Genomic DNA, 26280 nt, shown 5'->3' on the forward strand with positions numbered 1-26280 from the left:
GCGGCGGGCCGGGGTCAGAGTTCGTTGTCCAGCAGGGCGAACATGTCGTCGATGGTGTCCACTTCCAGATCCGCGTCGCCGCCGGACGACGGCCGCGTCCGGTCCTGCCACAGGGACACCAGGTTCCGCAGCTTCGCCTCGACCTCGGCACCGTCCGCACTCGCCAGGTCCACTGTGGACAATTCGGCGGCGAGCCGGTCGATCCCCGACGTCAGCCCGGTTTCCGCGGCCGGAGCCGGGATGACTTCGGACTGCAGGAACTTGGCGAGGTCGTCCGGGGTCGGGTAGTCGAAGATCAGCGTCGCGGGAAGGCGCAGCCCGGTCGCCGCGTCGAGCCCGTTGCGCAGCTCGACCGCGGTCAGCGAGTCGAAGCCCAGTTCGGTGAACGCCCGGCCCGGCTCGATCGAATCCGCGCCGTCGTGCCCGAGCGCGGACGCGGCCTGGCCGCGCACCACCCCGAGCAGCACCAGTTCGGCGTCGGCCTGCGAAAGCCCGGCGAGCCGTCGCTTGAGCCCGTCGGCCTGCGCCGCGGCGTCCACCGGCGCGGCACGCCGCACCGAACCGCGGACGAGACCGCGCAGCAGCGGCGGCACCGGTCCGGTCATCGTGCGGAGCCCGGCGACGTCCAGCTTCACCGGCACCGAGACCGGTTCGGCCAGGCCGGTGGCCAGGTCGAACAGCTCCAGTCCCTCGGCGGGATCGAAACTGCCGATCCCGTCGCGGCCCATGCGGTCCGCGTCGGCGGAGTCGCCCATGCCGTCGGCCCAGAGACCGAACGCTAGCGAGGTCGCGGGCAGGCCGAGACCGCGCCGGTGGTGCGCGAGCCCGTCGAGGAAGGTGTTCGCCGCGGCGTAGTTCGCCTGCCCCGGCGCGCCGAGCACCCCGGCGGCCGAGGAGAACAGGACGAACATCGTCAGGTCGTGACCGCGGGTCAGCTCGTGCAGGTTCCACGCCGCGTCCACCTTGGGCCGCAGCACCTTCTCCAGCCGCTCGGGGGTGAGCGCGGTGAGCAGGCCGTCGTCGAGGACACCGGCCGCGTGCACCACCCCGGTCAGCTCCGAGGTGCGGTCGAGGACCGCGGCGAGCGCGGCGCGGTCGGCGGCGTCGCACGCCTCGATCCGCACGGTCGCGCCCAGCCCGGTCAGTTCCGCGGCCAGTTCGGCCGCGCCAGGCGCGTCCGGGCCGCGGCGGCTGGTGAGCACCAGATCCTTGACGTCGTGCCGGGTGACCAGATGCCTGGCCAGCACCGCGCCGAGACCTCCGGTCCCGCCGGTGACGAGCACGGTGCCACCGATCGGGCGGCGCGGAACGGTCAGCACGACCTTGCCGACGTGCTTGGCCTGCGACAGGAAGCGCAGCGCCTCCGGGGCCCGGCGCAGATCCCAGGTTCGGATCGGCAGCGGGGTGAGCGCGCCCTGGTCGAACAAGGCGATCAGCTCCTCCCATATCCGCGCGATCCGCCGGTTGCCCGCGTCGATCACGTCGAACGCCTGGTAAGTCACACCGGGATGGTGCCCCGCGGCGCCGCCGTCCGGACGGACGTCGGTCTTCCCCATTTCCACGAACCGCCCACCACGCGGTAACAGGCGCATCGACGCGTCGATGAAGTCGCCCGTCAGCGCGTTGAGGACGACGTCCACGCCCTTGCCGCCGGTGGTCTCGCGGAACCGCTCCTCGAAGTCGAGCGTCCGCGAAGACGCGATGTGGTCGTCGGCGAGCCCGGCGGCGCGCAGGACGTCCCATTTGCCCTCGCTGGCGGTGCCGAACACCTCGGCGCCGAGATGCCGGGCGAGTTGCGTGGCTGCCATCCCGACACCACCGGCGGCGGCATGGATGAGGACCGACTCGCCCTTCTTCAGCCCGCCGAGATCGGTCAGCGCGTAGTAAGCGGTGAGGAACACCAGCGGAACCGACGCGGCCTCTTCGAACGTCCAGCCCTCGGGCATCTTGGCCAGCAGATCCCGGTCGGCGAAGGTGAGCGGGCCGAATCCGCCGTGCACCAGGCCCATCACGCGGTCGCCCGGGACGAGGTCGGTCACCTCGGAGCCGACGTCGGTGACGACACCGGCGGCCTCGTAACCGATCCGGCCGGCGTCGCCCGGGTACATGCCGAGCACGTTGAGCACGTCGCGGAAGTTCGTCCCGGCCGCCCGGGTGGCGATCCGGACCTCGCGCGGCAGCAACGGTTCGAGCACATCGGGGTACGGCTCGAAGGAGAGCCTGTCGAGGGTGCCCTTGACGACGCTGTCGAGGCGCCAGGCCGGTTCGTGCCACGGCGGCACGAGATCCGGCGACGACGCGGCGGTCAGCAACCGGGCGGCATGGACGACGCCCTCCCGCACGGCCAGCTGGGTTTCGTCGCCCAGCACGGCCAGCGCGGTGTCGACGTCGGCCTCGGCCGCGTCGAGCAGCACCAGCCTGCCGGGATTCTCGGACTGGGCGCTGCGGACCAGGCCCCACACCGCGGCCGAAGCCGGGTCGACGGTGTCCGAAGTGGACACGGCGACCGCGTTCTCGGTGCGCACTACGAGGAGGGCGTCCTTCTCCTCGGCCAGCCATTCCTGCAGCTTCGCCAGCGTGCTCCGCAGAAGCGCGTGGGTGGCCGCCGGGGTGGCGCCCGCTCCCGGCACCGCCGAGAGCAGCTCGGTCGCCGAAGCCGGGGACCCGGTCGTGACCTGCGACCAGGCGAGCCGGAACAGCGAGTCCGAAGTGGACGAAGCCGCCGGGCCGAGATCCGTGACCTCGCGCAGCAGCAACGATCCCACCGTCAGCACCGGTGCTCCGGCGCCGTCGACGAGCTCCAGTCGCACCGAGTCGGTCCCGGAGGCGGCGACCCGGACCCGGGCGGCGGTGGCGCCGGCCGCGTGCAGGACGACGTCACGCCAGAGGAACGGCAACCGGGTGGTCTCGGCGTTCCCCGGCAGCAGGCCGATGGCGTGCAGCGCGGCGTCGAGCAGGGCCGGGTGCAGGCCGAACTTCCCGGCGTCGGCATGCGCCACCGCGGGCAGTTCGAGGTCTGCGCAGACCTCGTCACCCACGAGCCAGGCGGCGGTGAGGCCTTGGAACACCGGCCCGTACTGCAGGCCCGCGTCGGCGAGCCCCGGGTAGAGCTCGGTGACGTCGAGGCTTTGCGCCCCGGCAGGCGGCCACACCGTGTCCTTGGCCGCCGGAGAGGCGTCGCCAGGGGCGAGCAGGCCGGTCGCGTGCTCCGTCCACGGAGCCTCGTCGAGCCGGGAGTGGATCGACACCGGACGCCGTCCGTCGTCGTCCGCGGCCCCGACCACGACCTGCACGGCGAGCCCGCCGGTCTCCGGCAGCACCATCGGCGCGGCGATGGTCAGTTCGGCCACGCGAGCGCAGCCGAGTTCGTCACCCGCCCGGACGGCGAGTTCGACCAGTGCCGCGCCGGGGACCAGCACGGTGCCGAGCACCGCGTGGTCGGCCAGCCACGGCTGTGCCGCGCGGGAAAGCCTGCCGTATCCGACCAGGCCGTCCCCGCCCGCCGTCGGCACGGTCGCCCCGAGCAGCGGATGCCCGGCCGCGGCAAGGCCCAGCCCGGCGGCGTCACCGGCGATGGCGGGCGGGTCGAGCCAGAACCGCTCGCGCTGGAACGCGTACGTGGGCAGCGGGACGGCGCGGGCGCCGGTGCCGTGGAAGAACGCCGTCCAGTCGACCTCGGCACCCGTCGCAATCAGCCGGCTGAATGCGAGGGCGGCGGTCTGCCGTTCGTCGCGGTCCTTGCGCAGCACCGGGACGAACATCGCGTCCGGGGCGCTGTCGAGGCCCATCGCGGAGAGCACGCCGTCCGGGCCCAGTTCGGCGAACCGGGCGACGCCCGCTTCGGCGAGCGCGCGGACGCCGTCGGCGAAGCGCACGGTCTCCCGCACGTGGCGCACCCAGTAGCCCGGGTCGGTCAGATCCGCCGCTTCGGTCACCGTGGAGACGATCGGGATCCGCGGCTCGGCGTAGCTCAAGCTTTCCGCCACTTCGGCGAACTCCACCAGCATCGGCTCCATCAGCGACGAGTGGAACGCGTGCGAGACGACCAGACCCTTGGTGCGGCGGCCTTCCTTCGCGAACACCTCGGCCACCGCGTGCACGGGACCGTCCACACCGGACAGCACGATCGCCTGCGGCCCGTTCACCGCGGCCAGACAGACCTCTTCGGACAGGTAATCACGCACCTCGTCTTCACTCGCCTGAACCGCGACCATCGCGCCGCCTTCCGGCAGCGCCTCCATCAACCGGCCCCGCGCTTCGACGAGCTTCGCCGCGTCCTCAAGGGAGAACACCCCGGCCACATGCGCCGCCGCGATCTCCCCGATCGAATGCCCGGCCAGGAAATCGGGCCGGATGCCCCACGACTCCACGAGCCGGAACAGCGCCACTTCGAGCGCGAAGATCGCGGGCTGCGCGGTACCGGTGCGGTCGATATCACCATCGAGCGGGAGCAGCGCGGCGACCTCGTCGTACGCCGCCGCGAACACCGGGAATGCCTCGTAGAGTCCTTGGCCCATGCCGAGCCGCTGGGAACCCTGACCGGTGAACAGCAGCGCGAGTTTGCCTTCGGTGGCACGGCCGGTGACGACCTCCGGCGTGGTCCGGCCGCCGGCGAGCGCGGCCAGCCCGGTGCGCAGCGCGTCGGCGTCGCCGGTGAGCACCGCGCGCCGCTCGAACACGGTCCGGGTGGTCGCCAGCGCGTAACCGATGTCGACCGGGTCGGCGAATCCGACGGTGCCGAGCAGCCGTCCGGCCTGCGCCCGCAGCGCGTCTTCGGTGCGCGCGCTGAGCACCCACGGCAGCAGCGACGGCGATGCCGGGGTCCGCGCGGGCACCGAAGGTTCGGGGACCTGCTCCAGGATCACGTGCGCGTTGGTGCCGCTGATCCCGAACGCCGAGACCGCCGCGCGCCGGGGACGGCCCGCCTCCGGCCACGGTCGTGCCTCGGTGAGCAGCCGGACGTCGCCCGCTTCCCAGTCGACGTGCGGGGACGGCTCGTCGACGTGCAGGGTGGCGGGCAGGAGGCCGTGCCGCATCGCCTCGACCATCTTGATGATCCCGGCGAGACCGGCGGCGGCCTGCGTGTGCCCGATGTTGGACTTCACCGAACCCAGCCACAGCGGTTCTTCGCGGTCCTGGCCGTAGGTGGCCAGCAGCGCCTGCGCCTCGATCGGATCGCCCAGCGCCGTCCCGGTGCCGTGCGCCTCGACGACGTCCACAGTGGACGACTCGACGCCCGCCGCGGCCAGCGCGCGGCGGATCACCCGCTGCTGCGAGGGTCCGTTGGGGGCGGTCATGCCGTTGGACGCGCCGTCCTGGTTGACGGCGCTGCCCTTCACGACCGCCAGCACGTGACGTCCGTTGCGGCGTGCGTCGGAAAGCCTTTCCAGGAGCAGGAATCCGGCGCCCTCGGCCCAGGCGGTGCCGTCGGCCGCGGCCGCGAAAGGCTTACAGCGGCCGTCTGCGGCCAGGCCGCGCTGACGCGAGAATTCGATGAACGGGTTGGGGCTGGCCATCACGGTCGCGCCGCCGACCAGCGCCAGGCCGCATTCACCCGAGCGCAGCGCCTGCGCCGCCCAGTGCAGGGCGACCAGCGAAGACGAGCACGCCGTGTCGACCGAGACCGCCGGGCCTTCGAGCCCGAAGGTGTAGGCGACCCGGCCGGTCAGCACGCTGCTCGCGCTGCCGGTCCCGAGCAGGCCTTCCATCCCGTCCGGGGTGGCGGCCAGCCGGGAGGCATAGTCGTCGTACATGACGCCCGCGAACACACCGGTGGCGCTTCCGCGCAGCGAGACGGGGTCGATCCCAGCACGCTCGAACGCTTCCTGCGCGGTCTCCAGCAGCAACCGCTGCTGCGGGTCGACGGTGACCGCCTCCCGTGGCGAGATGCCGAAGAACTCGGCGTCGAAGTCGGCGGCGTCGTGCAGGAAGCCGCCCTCGCGGGTGTAGCTGGTGCCGGGGTGGTCGGGGTCCGGGTGGTAGAGCCGGTCGAGATCCCAGCCGCGGTCGGACGGGAACGGCGTGATCGCGTCGGTCCCCTCGGCGACCAGGCGCCACAGGTCCTCCGGCGAGCTCACGCCGCCAGGGAACCGGCAGCTCATCGCGACGATCGCGATGGGCTCGCCGGGCTCGGCGACCCGGACCGGTTCGGCGTCCACAGTGGACTCTTCACCGGCCAGCTCGGTACGGATATGGGTGGCCAGCGCTGTCGGGTTCGGGTGGTCGAACACCAGCGTCGCGGGCAGCCGCAGACCGGTCGCCTCACCGAGCCGGTTGCGCAGTTCGACGGCGGTGAGCGAATCGAAGCCGAGTTCGGTGAACGCACGACCGGCCTCGACCGACGTCGCGGTGCCATGTCCGAGCACGTCGGCGACGTGGCCACGGACGAGGTCGACCAGATGCGAGAACTGGTCGGCGGGGGCGAGGCGGCTCAGGGTGGCGGTCAGCCCGGCGGCGGCCGCGGCGTTGGCCGCGCCCCTCCGCTTCGGCACCCGGATCAGACCGCGCAGCGCGGGGGCGGGCTCGCTCGTGCGGGCCAGCGTGCGCAACGTCGCCAGGTCGAGCTTGACCGGAACCGGGACCGGCGTCGAGGCGGCCAGCGCGGCATCGAACAGCGCCAGGCCTTCTTCGTCGGTCAGCGCGCCGAAGCCGGCGCGGGCCAGACGGTCCACATCGGACTGACCGCCCATCCCGCCTGCCCACAGGCCGTACGCCAGCGAACGAGCGGGCAGACCTTCCGCGTGACGGCGGCGCGCGAGGTCGTCGAGCAGGGCGTTGGCCGCGGCGTAGCTGGCCTGCCCCGGACCACCGAGGATCCCGGAAACCGAGGACACCAGGACGAACTGGGTCAACGGCCTGCCGAGGGTGAGTTCGTGGAGCGCGAGCGCCGCCTCGGCCTTGGGCCGCAGCACGGTGTCGAAGCGCTCCGGGGTCAGCTCGGTGACGACGCCGTCGTCGAGCACACCGGCGGCGTGCACGATGCCGGTGAGGTCGTCGACCCCGCTGAGCAGCGCGGCGAGCGCGTCGCGGTCAGTGACGTCGCAGGGGACGACGTCGGCGCCGAGTTCTTCCGCCAGTTCCGCGGCGCCGGGAGCGTCGAGGCCGCGGCGGCTGGTGAGCACCAGCCTGGTGACCTGTGGCGCCAGGTGCCGGGCGATGGCCGCTCCGACGCCACCGGTCCCGCCGGTGATGAGAACCGTGCCCTCGCCCCAGATCGCGGGTTCTCCCGCCGTGGTCCTCGCGAGCCGCGGGACTTCCACGACGCCGTCGCGGACGCGGACCTGCGGTTCGCCGGTGGCCAGCGCTTTCGCGACGTCATCCCCTTCGAGGACGACGAACCGGTCCGGGTGCTCCGACGCGGCGGTGCGGACGAGACCGCGGACGGCGGCTCCCGCCGGGGTGTCGCCGGTGCGCACCACCATGCGCGGCCCGCCGTCGGCGAGGAATTCCTGGACGGCGGCGAGCGTCGCGGCCAGCGCTTCCCTCGGCTCGCCATCCGGTGCGGTGAAGACCTGGACGTCTTCGCTGGTCTCGCCGTCAGCGGGGACCTCGACCCAGGTCAACTCGTACAGCGAATCCGTGCCGCGCTGCCTCGGTGCCTCCGCGGCCCGGACCGCGACCGTGCCGATCGTGGCGACGGGCGCACCGGTGGTGTCGGTGGCCAGCAAGGAGAATCCGGATCCGGCGGGCGTGACCCGGACACGCAGCGCGGTGGCGCCGGTGGCGTGCAGGGTGACGTCGCCGAACAGGAACGGCAGCCGGGTGCCCTCCCCCGGCGTGAGCCCCAGAGTGTGCAGCGCGGCGTCGAGCAGTGCCGGATGCAGGCCGAAGCCGTCGACTTCGGTTCCCTCGGGCAGTTCGACCTCGGCGAACACGGTGTCGCCGTCGCGCCAGGCGGCGGTCAGCCCGCGGAACGGCGGGCCGTAGTCGAGACCGGCCGCCGCCATGTCCGCGTAGAGGCCGTCGAGGGAGATCGGCTCGGCGGCGGGCGGCCACTCGGTCAGGCCGGAGGGTACGGCGGCCGTCTCGGGAGCGAGGGTGCCGGTGGCGTGTTCGGTCCACTCCCCTTGCGGGGCACGGGAATGCACCGAAACCGGGCGGCGTCCGCCCGTGCCCGCCGCGCCGACGAGCACCTGGACGTCCAGCGCGCCGTGCGGCGGCAGCACCAGCGGCGCGGCCAGGGTCAGTTCCTCCACGCCTCCGCAGCCGGCTTCGTCACCGGCGCGGACCGCGAGTTCGAGCAGTCCGGTGCCGGGGACCAGCACTTCGCCGAACGCGGCGTGCCCGGCCAGCCACGGATGGGTGGCTACCGAAAGCCGTCCGGTGAGGACCCAGCCGTCGCCGTCCGCGAACGGCACGGCGGCGCCCAGCAGCGGGTGTCCGGCGGCCTGGAGCCCGGCCGTGGTGACGTCGCCCGCCCCGGATCCGGCGGCGAGCCAGAAGCGACGACGGTCGAACGCCGACGTCGGCAGGTCGACGACCCGGGCGCCGGTCGGGTGGAACACCGCGGCCCAGTCGACGGTGACACCGCGGGTGTACGCGGCGGCCAGCGTGGTGAGCGCGGTCTCCGCTTCGTCGCGGTCGGTGCGCAGGAACGACGCCGCGAACGTGTCCGGGCCGTCGTCCGCGAGCGCGGTCAGCACGGCGGCCGGGCCCACTTCGAGGAACCGGGTCACCCCGACCTCACGCAGCCACGCGAGGCCGTCCGAGAACCGGACGGTGGCGCGGACGTGCTCGACCCAGTACTCCGGTTCGGCCACCCGCGCCGTTCGCTCACCAGCCACAGTGGACACGAAAGGGATCGCCGGTGCGGAGAAGTCGAGTTCCCGCACCACGGCGGCGAACTCGTCGAGCATCGGCTCCATCAGTGCCGAGTGGAAGGCGTGCGAGACGTCCAGCCGCTTCGTGCGGCGGCCGAGCTTCTCGAACTTCTTGGCCAGTTCGAGCGTCGGCGAGGCGGCACCGGACAGCACGACCGCGTCGGGACCATTGACCGCGGCCAGCGAAACCTTCGGGGTCAAGTGCTCGCGGACCTCGTCCTCACTCGCCTGGACCGCGACCATCGCGCCGCCCTCGGGCAGCGCCTCCATCAGCCGTCCGCGCGCTTCGACGAGCTTGGCCGCGTCCTCCAGCGAAAGCACGCCCGCCACATGCGCGGCCGCGATCTCACCGATCGAATGCCCGGCCACGAAGTCGGGCACGATGCCCCAGGACTCGGCGAGCCGGTACAGCGCGACCTCCAGCGCGAAGATCGCGGGTTGCGCGGTGCCGGTGCGGTTCAGGTCACCGCCGACCGGGAGCAATGCGGCGACCTCGTCGTACGCGGCGGCGAACGCCGGGAACGCGGCATAAAGCCCTTCGCCCATACCGAGACGCTGCGCTCCCTGACCGGTGAACAGGAACGCCGTCCGGCCGGGCAGTACGCGTCCGGCGACGACCGACGGCGTGGCCGTGCCTTCGGCCAGCGCTTCGAGACCGGTGCGGAGATCCGCGTCCGTGGCGCCGAGGACGACGGCGCGCCGCTCGTGCGCGGTCCGGGTCGTGGCGAGCGCCAAGCCGACATCGACCGGCTCACCGTCGCGGCCGAGCAGGCGCCCGGCCTGCTCGCGCAAGGTGCTCTCTGCGCGGCCGGAGAGCACCCACGGCACGAGCGCGGGGGCCACGACCTCGCGCGGGGCGGGTGTTTCCACCGGAGGCTGTTCGAGGATGACGTGCGCGTTGGTCCCGCTGATCCCGAAGGACGACACGGCGGACCGCCGCGGCCGCCCGGTCTGCGGCCACTCCCGGCCTTCGGCGAGCAGTTCGACGTCACCGGCTTCCCAGTCGACGTGTGGCGTCGCCTCGCCCAGGTGCAGCGTCGGCGGCAGGACACCGTGGCGCATCGCCTGCACCATCTTGATGATCCCGGCGACCCCCGCCGCGGCCTGCGTGTGGCCGAAGTTCGACTTCACCGAACCGAGGTACAGCGGTTCGCCGTCGCGCTCGCGGCCGTAGGTGGCCAGAAGCGCCTGCGCCTCGATCGGGTCGCCCAGCGTCGTCCCGGTGCCGTGTGCCTCGACGGCGTCCACAGTGGACGACGGGACACCGGCGGCGGCCAGCGCCTGGCGGATCACTCGCTGCTGCGAAGGACCGTTCGGGGCGGTGAGGCCGTTGGAAGCGCCGTCGGAGTTGACCGCCGAGCCCTTGACGACCGCGAGCACGCGATGGCCGTTGCGGCGCGCGTCGGAAAGGCGTTCCAGCACGAGCATCCCGGCGCCTTCGGCCCAGCCGGTGCCGTCGGCGTCGGCCGAGAAGGACTTGCAGCGGCCGTCGGCGGCGAGGCCGCGCTGACGCGAGAACCCGATGAAGGTCTCGGGCGTCGCCATCACCGTGACACCACCGGCCAGCGCCAGGGAGCACTCCCCCGACTTGAGCGCCTGGGTCGCCCAGTGCAGGGCGACCAGCGAGGACGAGCACGCGGTGTCGACCGAAACCGCCGGGCCTTCCAGGCCGAGGGTGTAGGCGACGCGGCCGGAGAGCACGGAACCCGAGGTGCCGGTGCCGAGGAAGCCCTCGACGTCGTCGGGAACATCGTTGCCGAGCCGGGTGCCGTAGTCGTGGTACATGACGCCGGCGAACACGCCGGTCGGGCTGCCCTTGAGCGACGTCGGATCGGTGCCGGAGCGTTCCAGCGCCTCCCACGCGACTTCGAGCAGCAGGCGCTGCTGCGGGTCCATCGCGAGCGCTTCCCGGGGCGAGATCCCGAAGAACTCCGGATCGAAGTCGCCCGCGTCGTGCAGGAATCCGCCCTCGCGGGTGTAGGTCTTGCCCGGCTGGTCGGGGTCGGGGTCGTAGATGCCGTCGACGTCCCAGCCGCGGTCCTCGGGAAACCGGGTCACGCCGTCACGGCCGCCGGCGACGAGGTCCCACAGTTCTTCGGGCGACGTCACGCCACCCGGGTAACGGCAGGCCATGCCGACGATGACGATCGGGTCGCCGTCGGCGCGGGCGGCGGTGAAGACCGGGGTCGCGCCGGTGGGTTCGTCGAGCAGTTCGGCGAGCAGGAATTCGGCCAGCGCCACCGGGGTCGGGTGATCGAAGGTCAGGGTCGCCGGGAGCCGCAGTCCGGTGACCGTGCCGAGCCGGTTGCGGAACTCGACCGCGGTGAGCGAGTCGAAACCGAGGTCACCGAAGGCGCGGTCGGCCTCGACTGCGTCGGGGCTGGTGTGGCTGAGGACGTGCGCGGCCTCGGTGCGGACCAGTTCGGTAAGCAGCCGCGTGCGCTCCCCGGCGGGCACGCCCGCCAGACGCTGGCGCAGCCCCGCGGCTTCCGCTTCCTCCGCCGCACGGCGGCGTCGTGGCCGCACCAGGCTCCGCAGGACATGCGGTACCTCGGTCTCCGCCCGCAGCGCGGCCAGATCGAGCTTGGTCGCGACCGGGCGCGGGTTGTCACCGAAGGCCAGCAGATCGAACAGCTCCAGCCCGGCTTCGACGGGCAGTGCCGTGCCACCGCGGCCCTCGCCCATGCCGGTTTCCCAGAGGCCGTAAGCGATCGACGTACCGGGAAGGCCCTGCTCGCGCCGGAGGGTGGCGAGCCCGTCGAGATAGCCGTTGGCGGCCGCGTAGTTCGCCTGACCGGGAGCGCCGAGGGCGCCGGCGATCGAGGAGAACGTGACGAACAGCTTCAGGTCCGTGGTCAATTCGTGCAGATGCCGCGCGGCGTCGGCCTTCGGTCCCGCCACGGCGGCGAGCCGCTCGGGTGTCATCGCGGTGAGGACACCGTCGTCGAGGACGCCCGCCGCGTGCACCACCCCGCTGAGCGGTGGCTCGGCGAGCGCGAGCACGGACTCCAACTGAGACCGGTCGGCGACGTCGCAGGCGGCGATCGTCACCTCGGCACCAAGCGCGGTCAGCTCCTCCCGCAGTTCTTCGGCGCCGGGAGCGTCGGCACCCCGGCGTCCGACCAGCAGCAGATGACGGGCGCCGTGCCGCTCGACGAGCCGACGGGCGACGTGCGCGCCGAGTCCGCCGGTTCCGCCGGTGACCAGCACGGTGCCGTCGAGGGTCCAGTCGGGATCGACGGTCGCGCGGGACCGCGTCAGCCGGGGAACGCGCGGGCCGTCGTCAGTGAACGCGACTTCAGGCTCGCCAGTGGCGGCCGCGATCCGGGCATCGCCGTCACCGTGGACCAGGACGAACCGGTCCGGGTACTCAGCCTGCGCGCTGCGCACCAGCCCGGCGACGGCGGCGTGCTCCGGGCTGTCACCGGTGAGGTGCACGACGAGCCGGTCTTCAGCGGTCTGCAACGCCTCGAGAGCGGCCTCGACCGATTCGGCTTCGAACACGGCGACGTCTTCTGCCTGCGAAGGCAGTGCGACGGGAATCCAGTCGATACCGAACAGCGCGTCGGAGGCGGCACTGGGCAGCGGCCCGTCGCCGACCGGGCGCAGACTCAGTGACGCGACCGAGAGCACCGGAGCACCCGTGCCATCGGTGACACGCAAGGAGACCGCGTCCTGACCGGCCGGGGCGAGCCGGGCCCGCAGGGTGCCGGCGCCGGTGGCGTGCAACGCCAGACCGGCCCAGGAGAACGGCAGCCGTGCCGGGCCGCCGGTCAGGCCGACGGCGTGCAGGACGGCGTCGAGCAAGGCCGGATGCAGCCCGAACCCGCGGACGTCGGTGGCCTCGGGCAGCGCGACCTCGGCGAAGACCTCGTCGCCCTGGCGCCAGGCGGCGCGCAGCCCGCGGAACGGGTCCCCGTAGGTGAGCCCGGCCTCGGCGAGCGTGGAATAGAAGCCTTCCAGGTCAACGGGTTCCGCGCCGGACGGTGGCCATTCCGTCGTCCCGGCGGGTTCGTCGGCGGCCGTGGTCAGCGAGCCGGTTGCGTGCAACGTCCAATCGCCGTCCTCGGTGCGGGAGTGCACCGCCAGTGTCCGGCGGTCGCCACCGTCCGAAAGGGACACTCGCAGCTGCACCGGGGCCGAGGTGAGCACGAGCGGGGCCTGCAGCGTCAGTTCTTCGACGGTGCCGCAGCCGACCTCGTCACCCGCCCGCACGGCCAGTTCGGCGAACGCGGTACCGGGCAGCAGGACGGCGTCGCGGACGCGGTGCCCGGCCAGCCACGGCTGTTCGTCGAGCGACAGACGTCCGGTGAGCACGAGCCCGCCGCGTTCGGGCAGCGCGACGGCGGCACCGAGCAGCGGATGGTCGAGCGCGCCGAGGCCGAGCGCGGTGGCGTCGCCGGAGCCCGGCGGGGCCAGCAGCCAGAAGCGGCGGCGCTGGAACGGATACGTGGGCAGGTTCACCGGCCGCGCGCCGCTGCCGTCGAAGAAGCGGTCCCAGTCGACGGGAGCACCCGCGGCGTGCAGGGCGCCCAGCGCGGTCATCGCGGTCCGGGCCTCGTCGGAGTCCTTGCGCAGGGCGGGCACCCCGCCGTCGACCAGCGCGCTGAGCACGGCGTCGGGACCGAGTTCGAGGAACGTCGTGGCGCCCTCGGCGGTCAACGCCGCGAGACCGTCGGCGAACCGCACGGTCTCGCGGACGTGGCGCACCCAGTAGCCAGGGTCGGTCAGATCCGCCGATGCGGTCACCGTGGACACGATCGGGATCCGCGGCTCGTGGTACTCCAGGGACTCGGCGACTTCGGCGAACTCCGCCAGCATCGGCTCCATCAGCGCCGAGTGGAACGCGTGCGAGACCACGAGCTGCTTGGTGCGGCGGCCTTCCCGCGCGAACCGGGCGGCGGCCTCGCGAACCGGACCGTCCACACCGGACAGAACGACGGCCTCCGGCCCGTTGACGGCGGCAAGACAGACCTCGTCGGACAGGTACTCGCGCACCTCGTCCTCGGACGCCTGAACCGCGACCATCGCGCCGCCCTCGGGCAGCGCCTCCATCAACCGGCCCCGCGCTTCGACGAGCTTCGCCGCGTCCTCCAGCGAGAACACCCCGGCGACGTGCGCCGCCGCGATCTCACCGATCGAATGCCCGGCCAGCAGATCGGGGGTGACGCCCCAGGATTCGAAGAGCCGGAACAACGCCACTTCCAGCGCGAAAATCGCCGGCTGCGCGGTACCGGTGCGGTCGATGTCGCCATCGAGCGGGAGCAACGCGGCGACCTCGTCGTAGGCCGCCGCGAACGCGGGGAAGGTCTCGTAAAGACCCTGACCCATGCCGGGCCGCTGCGCACCCTGACCGGTGAACAGGAAAGCGAGCCTGCCGGTCACCGCACGACCGGAGACGACGTTGGCGGCCCGGCCGGTGTCGGCGAACGCGGCCAACCCGGCGCGCAGCACCGACGGGTCGGCCCCGACGACGACCGCGCGGCGTTCGTGCGCGGTGCGGGCGGTGGCGAGCGTCCAGGCGACGTCGAGCGGGTCGCCGGTCAGATCAGCGAGCCGCGCGGCCTGCGCCCGCAGGGCTTCTTCGGAACGCCCGGAAAGGACCCAGGGCAGCATCGCGGGCCGGGCGGCCGGTTCCTCGATCTCCGGCGCGGGAACGTGTTCGAGCACGACGTGCGCGTTGGTCCCGCTGAACCCGAACGAGGACACCCCCGCCCGGCGCGGACGGCCGGTCTCAGGCCAGCCCGCGGACTCGGTCGCCACGCGGATCGCACCGGTGTCCCAGTCGACCTGGGCAGAGGGCGCGTCGACGTGCAACGTCGCGGGGACGACGCCGTGCCGCATCGCCTCGACCATCTTGATCACCCCGGCCACGCCTGCCGCGGCCTGCGTGTGCCCGAAGTTCGACTTCACCGAGCCGAGCAGCAACGGCTCTTCGCGATCCTGGCCGTAGGTGGCGAGCAGGGCCTGGGCTTCGATCGGGTCACCCAGCCTGGTCCCGGTGCCGTGCGCCTCGACGACGTCGACGTCCGAAGTGGACAGTCCGGCGTTGGCGAGCGCCTGGCGGATCACGCGTTGCTGCGAAGGCCCGTTCGGTGCGGTGAGACCGCTGGACGCGCCGTCCTGGTTGACCGCGGAGCCCTTGAGCAGCGCGAGAACCGGGTGGCCGTTGCGGCGCGCGTCGGACAGCTTCTCCAGCAGGACGAATCCGGCACCCTCACCCCAGCTGACGCCGTCGGCGCCGTTGGCGAAGGCCTTGCAGCGGCCGTCGACCGCCATCGCGTTCTGCTTGCTGAAGTCGACGAACGGATCGGGGTTGGCCATCACGGTGACACCGCCCGCCAGCGCGAGCGAGCACTCCCCCGACCGCAGCGCCTGGCTCGCGAGGTGCATCGCGACCAGCGACGACGAGCACGCCGTGTCCACCGACACGGCAGGTCCTTCGAAACCGAAGGTGTAGGAGACGCGGCCGGACATCATCGCGCCCGAGGTGCCGGTACCGAGGAAGCCTTCGACCTCCTCCGGGATCTTCGTCAGCCTGGAGGCGTACTCGTGGTAGATCGCGCCGGTGAAGACACCGGTGTCGCTGCCGCGCAGGGTGCCCGGCGGGATACCCGCGCGTTCGAAGGCCTCCCACGCGATCTCCAGCAGCAGCCGCTGCTGCGGGTCCATGGCGAGGGCTTCGCGGGGCGAGATGCCGAAGAACTCCGGGTCGAAGTCGCCGGCGTCGGGCAGGAAGCCGCCGGTCCGGGTGTGCGAGACGCCCTGTTTGCCCGGCGTAGGGTCGAACAGGGCCGCCAGGTCCCAGCCACGGTCGGTGGGGAACTCCGTGAGCCCTTCGCGGCCCTCGGCCACGAGACGCCAGAGGTCTTCCGGCGTGTTCACGCCTCCGGGGAACCGGCAACTGGTCGCGACGATCGCGATCGGTTCATCGTCGTCGGTGACCCGGGCGCGGGTGCGCGGTCCGGCGGCGAGGTCGCCGAGCAGTTCGGAACGCACGTAACCGGCGAGCGCGACCGGGGTCGGGTGGTCGAAGATCACCGTCGACGGCAGCCGCAGCCCGGTCACGGAGCCGAGCCGGTTGCGCAGCTCGACCGCGGTCAGCGAGTCGAAACCGAGGTCCATGAACCCGCGGCCGGGTTCGACGGTGGCCGCGTTGACGTGCCCGAGCACGAGGGCGACCTGGGTGCGGACGAGGTCCAGCAGTTCGCGGTCCTGGTCGGCCTCGGTCAGCCCGGCGAGCCGCCTGGCCAGCGAGGAGTCCTGTCCACCGCCCGATTTCGCGGTCCGGCGGCCGGGTTTGACCAGCGCGCCGAGCAGCGGCGGGAGCGGTCCGGACGCGGCGAGCACCGGCAGGTCCAGTTGGACCGGGATCGCCAGCGGCGCCCCGGCGGCGATGGCGGCGTCGAACAGCGCGAGACCGTCCTCGACGGCGAGCGCGGGGGTTCCCCCGGCACGCAGTCGCGCCAGGTGGGCCTCGCCGAGGGTCTCCGCCATGCCCGCGGCCCACGGTCCCCAGGCCAGTGACTGCCCGGCGAGACCGAGCGAACGGCGGTGGGCGGCGAGGCCGTCGAGGTAGCCGTTGGCCGCCGCGTAGTTGCCCTGTCCCGGCGCGCCGAGCACACCGGCCGCCGAAGAGAAGGTGACGAACAGCTCCGGATCGCCGGAGAGTTCGTGCAGATGCCGGGCCGCGTCGGCCTTCGGCCCGAGCACGAAGTCGAGCCGCTCCCGGGTGAGCGCGTCGATGGTGCCGTCGTCCAGGACACCGGCGGCGTGGACGACACCGGTCAGGTCGACGCCGTCCAGCAGCGCCGCCACGGCCTCGCGATCGGAGACGTCACAAGCGACGACCTTCACCTCGGCACCTGTTTCGCGGAGGTCGTCCACCAGTTCCCGCGCGCCCGGCGCGTCCAGGCCGCGCCGGCTGGTGAGCAGGAGCTTCCGGACGCCGTGCGCGGTCACGAGATGGCGGGCGATCAGGGCGCCGAGGCCGCCCGTGCCGCCGGTGATCAGCACCGTCCGGTCCGGGTCGAGCGCGCGCGGCATGGTGAGCGCCACCTTGCCGATGTGCTTGGCCTGGCTGAGGAACCGGAACGCTTCCCTGGCCTCGCGGACGTCCCACGTCCGGGTCGGCAGCGGGACGAGCGCGCCCGAGTCGAACAGGGCGGTCAGCGCGTCCCACATCCGCGCGGTCCGCTCCGGTCCCGCGTCGATCAGGTCGAAAGCCCGGTAGTGCACGCCTTCCGGCTCGCGGATGTCGGTCTTGCCCATCTCCAGGAACCGGCCGCCCGGCGCCATCGTGCGGATCGAGGCGTCGACGAAGTCCCCGGCGAGCGCGTTCAGCACGACGTCGATGCCGCTGAACCGCTGCTCGAAGTCGAGCGTGCGGCTGGAGGCGATATGCGCGTCGTCGAGGCCGGCGTCGCGCAGCACGTACTGCTTGCTCTCGCTGGCCGTGCCATAGACCTCGGCACCCAGATGGCGCGCGAGCTGCGTGGCGGCCATCCCGACGCCACCGGCGGCGGCGTGGATGAGGATCGACTCGCCCGCCTTGAGCCCGGCGAGGTCGACCAGCGCGTAGTAGGCGGTGAGGAACACCAGCGGTGTCGAAGCGGCCTGTTCGTAGGTCCAGTCCGCGGGTTTGCGGGTGATCATCGGCCGTTCGGCGACCGCGACCGGGCCGGCGCCGCCGGAGACGAGGCCCATCACCTCGTCGCCGGGGCCCAGGTCGGTGACGTCGGCGCCGACCTCGATGACGGTCCCGGCGAATTCGCTGCCGAGCAGTCCGGCCTCGCCGGGATACATGCCGAGCGCGTTGAGCACGTCACGGAAGTTGAGCCCGGCGGCGCGGACGGAGACCCGGACACCCTGCGGGCCGAGCGGCTCGTCGGGCAGCGGCTCCAGGGTGAGATGGTCGAAGGTGCCCTTGCCGGTCAGGCCGAGCCGCCAGTTCCCGGGCGGCGGGAGCAGGCGGCCGGTGGACTCGGGCGTGACGAGACGCGGCACGTGGAGTTCGCCGTCGCGGACGGCGATCTGCGGCTCTCCGGAGGCCAGTACGGCGTCGGTCGGTTCGTCGGCGTCGGCGAGCAGGAACCGGTCCGGATGCTCGGACTGCGCGCTGCGCACCAGCCCCCATACCGCGGCGGCCACCGGGTCCACATCGGACTGTCCAGTGTGGACGAGGAGCTTCGAAGTGGCGAAGCGGTCTTCGGCGAGGAAGGTCCGGAGGACGTCCAGCGTGGCACCGGTGACGGCGTGCACGTCGTCACCCTCGGCGCGATACACGACGACCTCAGGAGCCTCGCCACCGACGTCGGCGAAGTGCGCCCAGCTCGGCGCTTCGGTTTCCGGTGTGGCGATCGGGCGCCAGGCCAGCTCGTACAAGCCGTCACGGGTGGCGGTGGTACGCAGCTGTCCGGCCGAAACGGGGCGGACGACCAGCGAACCGACGGTGGCGACCGGCGCACCGGTCCCGTCGGCCACGCGCAGGCTGACCGCGTCGGCACCGGAAGGGGTGAGCCGGACACGCAGCTCGGCCGCGCCGGAGGCGTGCAGGACGACGTCACTCCAGGCGAACGGCAGGCGAGCGGGGCCGTCGCCCTCGGCGAGGGCGTGCAGCGCGGAGTCGAGCAACGCGGGGTGCAGACCGAACCGGCCCGCCTGGTCCCGGGCGGCCTCGGGAAGCGAGACCTCGGCGTAGGTGTGCTCGCCGTCGCGCCACAGGGAACGCAGCCCCTGGAAGATCTCGCCGTACTCCAGTCCGGCAGCGGCCAGCTCGGCGTAACGGCCTTCGAGGGACACGGCTTCGGCGCCGGGCGGCGGCCACTCGGTCAGCTCCCAGTCCGGCGTGGAAGCGGCCGGGGCGAGCGCGCCCGTCGCGTGGAGCGTCCACTCCCCCGCGCCGTGCGGGCGCGAATGCACGGTGAGCGGGCGATGTCCGGACTCCTCCGGCGCCCCGGCCCACAACTGCACCTGGACCGCGCCGCTTTCCGGGAGCACCAACGGGGTTTGCAGGGTCAGTTCTTCCAGTACCGCCAAGCCGGTTTCGTCGGCGGCGCGTACGGCGAGCTCGACCAGCGCGGTGCCCGGCACGACGACCTGGCCGTGCACCAGGTGGCCGGCCAGCCACGGATGCGTCCGCAGCGACAGGCTGCCGGTGAACAGGAACCCGCCCGCGTCGGCGACGGAAACGGCCGCGCCGAGAAGCGGGTGGTCGAGCGAGCCGAGGCCGAGACCCGCCGCGTCACCGGCGGCATGCGTCGCGGGAAGCCAGTAGAACTCGCGCTGGAACGGGTAGGTGGGGAGTTCGACCGGGCGCGCGCCGTCGAAAGCGGCGGCCCAGCGGACCTTTCCGCCATGGACGTGCACGGCGGCCAGCGCGGCGACGAAGGTCTCGGGTTCGGGCCGGTCGCGGCGCAGCGCGGGCACGAACAGGCCCTCGGCGCTTTCCTGCCCCGCGGCCGAAAGGATGCCGTCCGGGCCCAGTTCGAGGAAGCGGGTGACGCCCGCGCCGGCGAGCGCGCTGATCCCGTCCGCGAACCGCACGGCTTCGCGCACGTGCCGCACCCAGTAGGCCGGGTCGAGGATTTCGGCGGTTTCGGCGATGCGGCCGGTGACGCCCGCGATCACCGCGATCTTCGGCGTGTTGTAGGTGACACGGCGGGCGACGGCGGCGAAGTCGTCGAGCATGCCGTCCATCAGCGCCGAGTGGAACGCGTGGGACACGGCGAGGTACTTGGTCCGGCGGCCCTGCCCGGTGAACACCTCGGCGACGGTCCGCACGGCGTCCTCGGTGCCGGAGACGACGATCGCGCACGGTCCGTTGACGGCCGCGACATCCGCTCCCGCGACCAGCGCGGCGCGGACCTCGTCCTCGGTCGCCTCGATCGCGCACATCGCGCCGCCGCGCGGCAAGGCGCTCATCAAGCGGCCACGCGCGGCGATCAGGGCGGCCGCGTCTTCCAGCGACCAGACGCCCGCGACGTGCGCGGCGGCGAAGTCGCCGACGGAATGCCCGATCAGGAAGTCCGGGACCACTCCCCAGGATTCGACCAGCCGGTAGAGCGCGACCTCCAGCGCGAACAGCGCGGGCTGGGCGTTCGCGGTGTCGTTCAGGGCGTCGGCGTCGTCACCGAAGACGATCTCGCGCACGCCCGGCAGCAGCTCGCAGACCTGGTCGAACGCGGCGGCGAACATCGGGTACGCCTCGTACAGCTCGCGGCCCATGCCGAGCCGCTGCGAACCCTGCCCGGTGAAGCAGACCGCGAGACCGCCGTCGGTCGCTTCACCGGCGCCCGGCTCTCCTTCGGCGATCGCCGTCAGACCGGCGCGCAACGTCTCCTCGTCCCGGCCGGTGACGACGGCGCGGTGTTCGAAGGTCGACCGGGTCGCGGCCAGCGACCAGCCGAGGTCCGCCGGGTCGCCCTCGACGTCCAGCAGCGCGCGGGCCTGGGCGCGCAGCGCCGCCGGAGTCCGGCCGGACAGCACCCACGGCACCACCGGCGGGACAACCTTGTCCACTGTGGACTCTTCGGCTTCGGGGGCCTGTTCCAGCAGGACGTGGGAGTTGGTGCCGCTGATGCCGAACGACGAGACACCCGCCCGCCGGGTCTCCCCTGCCGGCCAGGATCGGGCGGAGGTCAGCAGTTCGATCGTTCCCGGAGACCAGTCGACCTGCGGGCTCGGGGAGTCGATGTGGAGGCTCGCGGGGAGGATACCGTTGCGCAGGGCCAGGACCATCTTGATGATCCCGGCGACCCCCGCCGCGGCCTGGGTGTGGCCGATGTTCGTCTTCACCGAACCGAGCAGCAGCGGACCACGTTCACCGCGGTCGCGGCCGTAGGTGGCTTGCAGGGCCTGGACCTCGATCGGGTCGCCCAGCGTCGTTCCGGTGCCGTGCGCCTCGACGACATCCACATCCTTTGTGGACAGTCGAGCGTCGGCCAGCGCCTGTCGGATGACGCGCTGCTGTGACGGCCCGTTCGGCGCGGTGAGACCGTTGGACGCCCCGTCCTGGTTGACCGCCGAACCGCGCACGACGGCCAGGACCGGGTGGCCGTTGCGCCGGGCGTCGGAAAGGCGCTCCAGCACGATCATGCCGGCACCCTCACCCCACGCGGTGCCGTCGGCCCCGGCGGCGAACGCCTTGACCAGGCCGTCGCGGGCGAGGCCGCGCTGACGCGAGAACTCGATGAACGCGTCCGGGCTCGCCATCACGGTCGCGCCGCCGGACAGCGCGAGGTCGCACTCCCCCGCGCGCAGCGCGCGGACGGCGAGGTGCAGCGTGACCAGCGACGCCGAGCACGCCGTGTCGACGGTGACCGACGGGCCTTCGAGCCCGAGCACGTAGGAGATCCGTCCGGAAAGGACACTGCCGGAGATACCGGTGCCGAGGTAGCCCTCGACGCCTTCGACGCCCTTGGGCAGATCACGGCCGTAGTCCTGGCCGTTGGTGCCGACGAAGACCCCCGCGCGGCTGCCGGACAACGAGGCCGGGTCGATCCCGCCGCGTTCCAGCGCCTCCCACGACGTCTCCAGCAGGAGCCGCTGCTGCGGATCCATCGAGACGGCCTCACGCGGCGAGATCCCGAAGAACTCCGGATCGAATTCCCCTGCGCCCTCGACAAATCCGCCGCGGTCGACGTAGCTGGTGCCCAGGTGGTCCGGGTCCGGGTCGACGAGCGCGCCGACGTCCCAGCCGCGGTCTTCGGGGAACCCGGTGATCCCGTGCTCCCCGGCGGTCAGCAGTTCCCAGAACCGCTCCGGCGTGCGGACGCCGCCGGGGAACCGGCAGCCCATGCCGACGATCGCGATCGGTTCGGCGGCGCGGTCCTCCAGTGCGGCCAGCCTGCCGCGCGTGCGCTGCAGTTCGCCGGTGACTCGCGTCAGGTAGTCGCGAAGCTTGTCGTTCTCACCCACGGTGTCCCCACTCATCGGTCGAGGTCGCGTGCACCCGGCTCAAGCGCCGAGTTGCCGGTCAATGAAGGCGAAGAGTTCGTCGTCCGAAGACGGCGTGAAGCCGGGGCCGTCGAGGCTCTCGGCGAGTTTCCGCAGGCGGGCGCCTGCTTTCGCGTGCTCGTCACTGCCCGCGTCGAGACGGCTCAGCGCCGCTTCCAGTCCGTCGAGCAGGCCCTCCACGTCGTCGTCCGTCCCGGCGAGTTCCTGCCAGAGGTAGTCGGCGAGGGCCTGCGGAGTCGGATGGTCGAAGACGAGCGTCGCGGGTACGGCGAGGCCGGTCGCGGCGTCGAGGCGGTTGCGCAGTTCGACCGCGGTGAGCGAGTCGAAACCGAGCTCGGTGAACGCGCGGTCCGGGCCGATCGCCGACGTGTCCGGATGGCCGAGCACCTTGGCCACGGTCTCGCGGGCGACCTTCAGCAACAGCCGTCGCTGTTCGGGTTCGATCAGGCCGCTCAGCCGCGACCGCAGATCCGCCACCGGTGCTTCGGCGGCCGCGGTTTCCGGTCGCGGCAGTTCGGCGAGCATCGGCGCGGCGCGGAAGTCCTCGAAGAAGGACGGCCAGTCGAAGTCGGCGACGGTGACACAGGTGTCGCCGGTGGCGATCGCCCGGACGAACTCCTCCGCCGCGGACTCGGGGGTCATCGGACGCAGACCTTTGCGGCGGACGGCGTCGTCGACCGCCTCGGCCATACCTCCCTCGGCCCACGGGCCCCAGGCGATCGACAGCGCTTTGACGCCTTCGGTCCGCCATTGGGCCGCGAGCGCGTCGAGTTCCGCGTTCGCGGCGGCGTAGGCGGCCTGACCGCCGTTGCCGAGCACCCCGGCGATGGACGAGAACAGGACCAGCGCGTCGAGGTCTTTCGTCAGCTCCCGCAGATGCCGCGCGGCGGTCACCTTCGGCCGGGCGACAGCCTCGAACCGCTCCGCGGTGGCGTCGTCGAGCAGGGCGTCGTCGAGGACGCCGGCCGTGTGCACGACCACGCGGAGATCGGTCAGGCTCGTGACCACTGTGGACAGTGCGTCCCGGTCGGCGGCGTCGCAGGCGTGGATGCCGACGCGGGCGCCGAGACCTTCGAGCCGGTCGCGCAGCTCCGCCACACCCGGCGCGTCTTCGCCACGACGGGAGAGCAGTACGACGTGTTCGGTTCCGGCGCGGATCAGCCGTTCGGCCACGAGCGCGCCCAGTGCCCCGGTACCGCCGGTGATCAGCGCGGTTCCGGAGGTGGTCCACGTCGCTCCGGGCGCGGGGGCGGCGGGGACGAACCGGCGGGCGAAGATCCCGTCGGCGCGGATCGCGACCTCGTCCTCGGGGCCACCGAGCACGTCGCGCAGCCGGGCGGCCTCGTCCGTCTGCTCGGGCAAGGTCACGCAACCACCCCAGCGGCGGGGCTGCTCGATCGCCGCGATCCGCGCGACCGCGGCGACGCCGGGATCGCTGGTGGCACACCACACCTTCGCCGGGGTTTCCCGCAGGAGAGCGGCGAGCGCGGCACCGTCCGCCGGGAACGCGAGGACCGGGCCGGTCTCGGGAACTTCCGTCACCAGTGGCGCGTCGAGCGCCTTCGCCGCGGCTTCCGCCCATGCGGTGTTTTCGGGGGCGTAGACGGTCCAGGACTCCTGCGACACCACCGGCTCCATCGGACGCCAGACGACTTCGTATCGCCGCGCGGGAGGGGCGGTCTGCTCGGCGGCGAGCCAGAAGCGGTCCCGCCGGAAGGGATACGTCGGCAAGTCGACACGGGTGGCGCCGGTACCGTCGAAGATCCGGGCCCAGTCGAGCCGCACCCCGGCGGTGAAGAGCTGCCCTCGCGCCAGGTCCGCGGCGGCGGCTTCGTCACGATCTTTCCGTTGCGTGGCGATGAAGACACCGTCGCTGACGCAGTCGGCGCCGAGCGCGGTCAGGGAGGCGTCCGGCCCGATCTCGACGAAGCGCCGGACACCGCGGGCGTGCAGGTTCGCGACGCCGTCGGCGAACCGGACGGGTTCGCGCACCTGCCGCACCCAGTACTCCGGGTCGCGGACGTCCCCGGAGACGATCGGAATCCGCGGCTCGGCGTACGTCACGCTCTCGGCGACCTCGCGGAAGTCGTCGAGCATCCCGTCCATCATCGCGGAGTGGAAGGCGTGGCTGACCGAAAGCCGCTTGGAGCGCCGGCCGGGGAAGGTTTCGACCACCGCGGTGACCGCCTTCTCCTCACCGGAAAGAACCAGGGAGGAAGGACCGTTGATCGCGGCGATGCTCACTCCGCCGGGCAGATCCAGTTCCGCCTCGGTGGCCTGCAACGCGACCATGACGCCGCCCTCGGGCTGCGCCTGCATCAGCCTGCCGCGGGCGGCGACCAGCCGGGCGGCGTCCTCCAGCGACCACACCCCGGCGAGGTACGCCGCGGCGAGCTCGCCGATCGAGTGCCCGATCAGGAAGTCCGGCTCCACCCCCCAGGACCGCACGAGTTCGGCCATCGCGACCTCGAAGGCGAACAACGCGGGCTGCGCGACGTCGGTCCGGTCGATCCTGGCCTGGTCTTCGCTTGCGAGGACTTCGGCCAGCTTGAAGCCGGTGTGCGCGTCGAGCCGGTCCGCGACGCGTTCGAAGGTCTCGGCGAACACGGGGAAGGCCGCGGCGAGCCCGGCGCCCATCGCGAGCCGCTGCGAGCCCTGCCCGGTGCAGAGGAAGGCCAGTTTGCCGCTGCCCGCGCGGCCGGCGACGACGCCGGGCGCGGACTCACCGCGGGCCAGGGCGCCGAGGCCTGCGCGAAGTTCGTCTTCGCCGGCACCGGTGACGACCGCGCGATACGGCAGCGGCGTCCGGCCGGTGGCCAGTGACCAGGCGATGTCCGCGGGATCTCCCCCGGTCTGGAGCAACCGGTCGGCCAGCTCGGGCAGCGCGGCCTCGGTGCGCGCGGACAGCACCCACGGGACCCGGGCTCGTCCCGCCGCGGTTTCGGCGGGGGCAGGCTCCGGCGCCTGGCGAAGGATGACGTGCGAGTTGGTGCCGCTGATCCCGAACGACGACACCGCCGCCGCGCGCGGGCGGCCGGTCTCGGGCCAGGGCCGGTGCTCGGTGAGCAGCTCGACCGCGCCGGAATCCCAGGCCACGTGCGGGGACGGCTCGTCGGCGTGCAGCGTGCGCGGCAGTTCACCGCGGCGCAGCGCCTCGACCATCTTGATGATCCCGGCGACCCCGGCGGCGGCCTGCGTGTGCCCGATGTTCGACTTGACCGAACCGAGCCACAGCGGGTTTTCCCGGTCGCGGCCGTACGTGGCGAGCAGGGTGTCCGCCTCGATCGGGTCACCGAGTTTCGTGCCCGTGCCGTGCGCCTCGACGACGTCGATGTCCGAAGTGGACAGTCGGGCGCTCGCCAGCGCGGCGCGGATCACACGTTGCTGGGACGGCCCGTTCGGCGCGGTGAGCCCGTTCGACGCGCCGTCGGAGTTGACCGCGGAGCCCTGCACGACGGCCAGCACCCGGTGCCCGTTGCGGACGGCGTCGGACAGCTTCTCCAGCAGCAGGACTCCGGCACCCTCCCCCCACCCGGTGCCGTCGGCGCCCGCACCGAACGACTTGCAGCGCCCGTCCGGGGCCAGCCCGCGCTGGCGGGAGAACTCGACGAACGTGTCCGGGACCGCCATCACCGTCGCGCCGCCCGCCAGCGCGAGCGAACACTCCCCCGCCCGCAGCGCCTGCGCGGCCAGGTGCACGGCCACGAGCGACGACGAGCAAGCCGTGTCGACCGACACGGCCGGCCCCTCGAAGCCGAACGTGTAGGCGACGCGGCCGGAAAGCACACTGCCGGCGGTGCCGGTGCCTAGGAAGCCTTCGACCCCTTCGGGCAGCTCGGAAACGCCGGCTCCGTAGTCGTGGTACATGATCCCGGCGAACACCCCGGTCGCGCTGCCCTTCAACGCCGACGCGTCGAGCCCGGCGCGTTCGATCGCCTCCCAGCTGATCTGCAGCAGGAGCCGCTGCTGCGGATCCATCGCGAGCGCTTCGCGCGGCGAGATGCCGAAGAACTCGGGGTCGAATTCGGCGGCCTCGTGGAGGAATCCGCCTTCACGCGCGTACGACGTGCCGGGGTGATCGGGGTCGGGGTGGAACAGCTCGGCGAGATTCCAGCCGCGGTCGGCGGGGAACCCCGAAACCGCGTCGCGGCCGGCGGCCACCAGATCCCATAACGCCTCGGGCGAATCGACCCCGCCCGGGTAGCGGCATCCCATGCCGATGATCGCGACCGGTTCCCTCGCCGCGTCGGCGAGTTCACGGTTGCGCGCGGCCAGCCTGCTGTTCTCCTTGACCGACTCCCGCAGCGCGGTCACCAGTTCTTCGGGTGTCGCCATCAGATTCTCCGGACCGGACGAGACGGACGCAGCTCGGGCATGGCCTCATCCTGGGCGGGGACACCGCTTGTCCCGGGCGCTGTTCGCCACCCCGGCCCCATTGCCCGGTAACCGGAGGCCCACTGCTCGTAGTACATGAAGGCCCCCTTCCTTGCGCCTGGCGCAAGGG

The 26280-nt window shown here is 72.7% G+C and carries 1 protein-coding gene and 1 pseudogene; both read right to left on the reverse strand.

Features of this window, described 5'->3' with window-relative positions:
- Positions 1–14: 14 nt before the first annotated feature.
- The gene (locus LCL61_RS30870) at positions 15–21737 is read right to left on the reverse strand and encodes an SDR family NAD(P)-dependent oxidoreductase (RefSeq protein WP_340683027.1); all 21723 of its coding nucleotides are present in this window, start codon (positions 21735–21737) and stop codon (positions 15–17) included.
- A 39-nt stretch (positions 21738–21776) separates the two neighbouring features.
- Positions 21777–26111 (reverse strand): annotated as a pseudogene (locus LCL61_RS30875) (type I polyketide synthase); the annotation flags it as partial.
- Positions 26112–26280: the final 169 nt, after the last annotated feature.

The organism is Amycolatopsis coloradensis (genome assembly GCF_037997115.1).
In the GTDB taxonomy this organism is placed as follows: Bacteria; Actinomycetota; Actinomycetes; order Mycobacteriales; family Pseudonocardiaceae; genus Amycolatopsis; species Amycolatopsis coloradensis_A.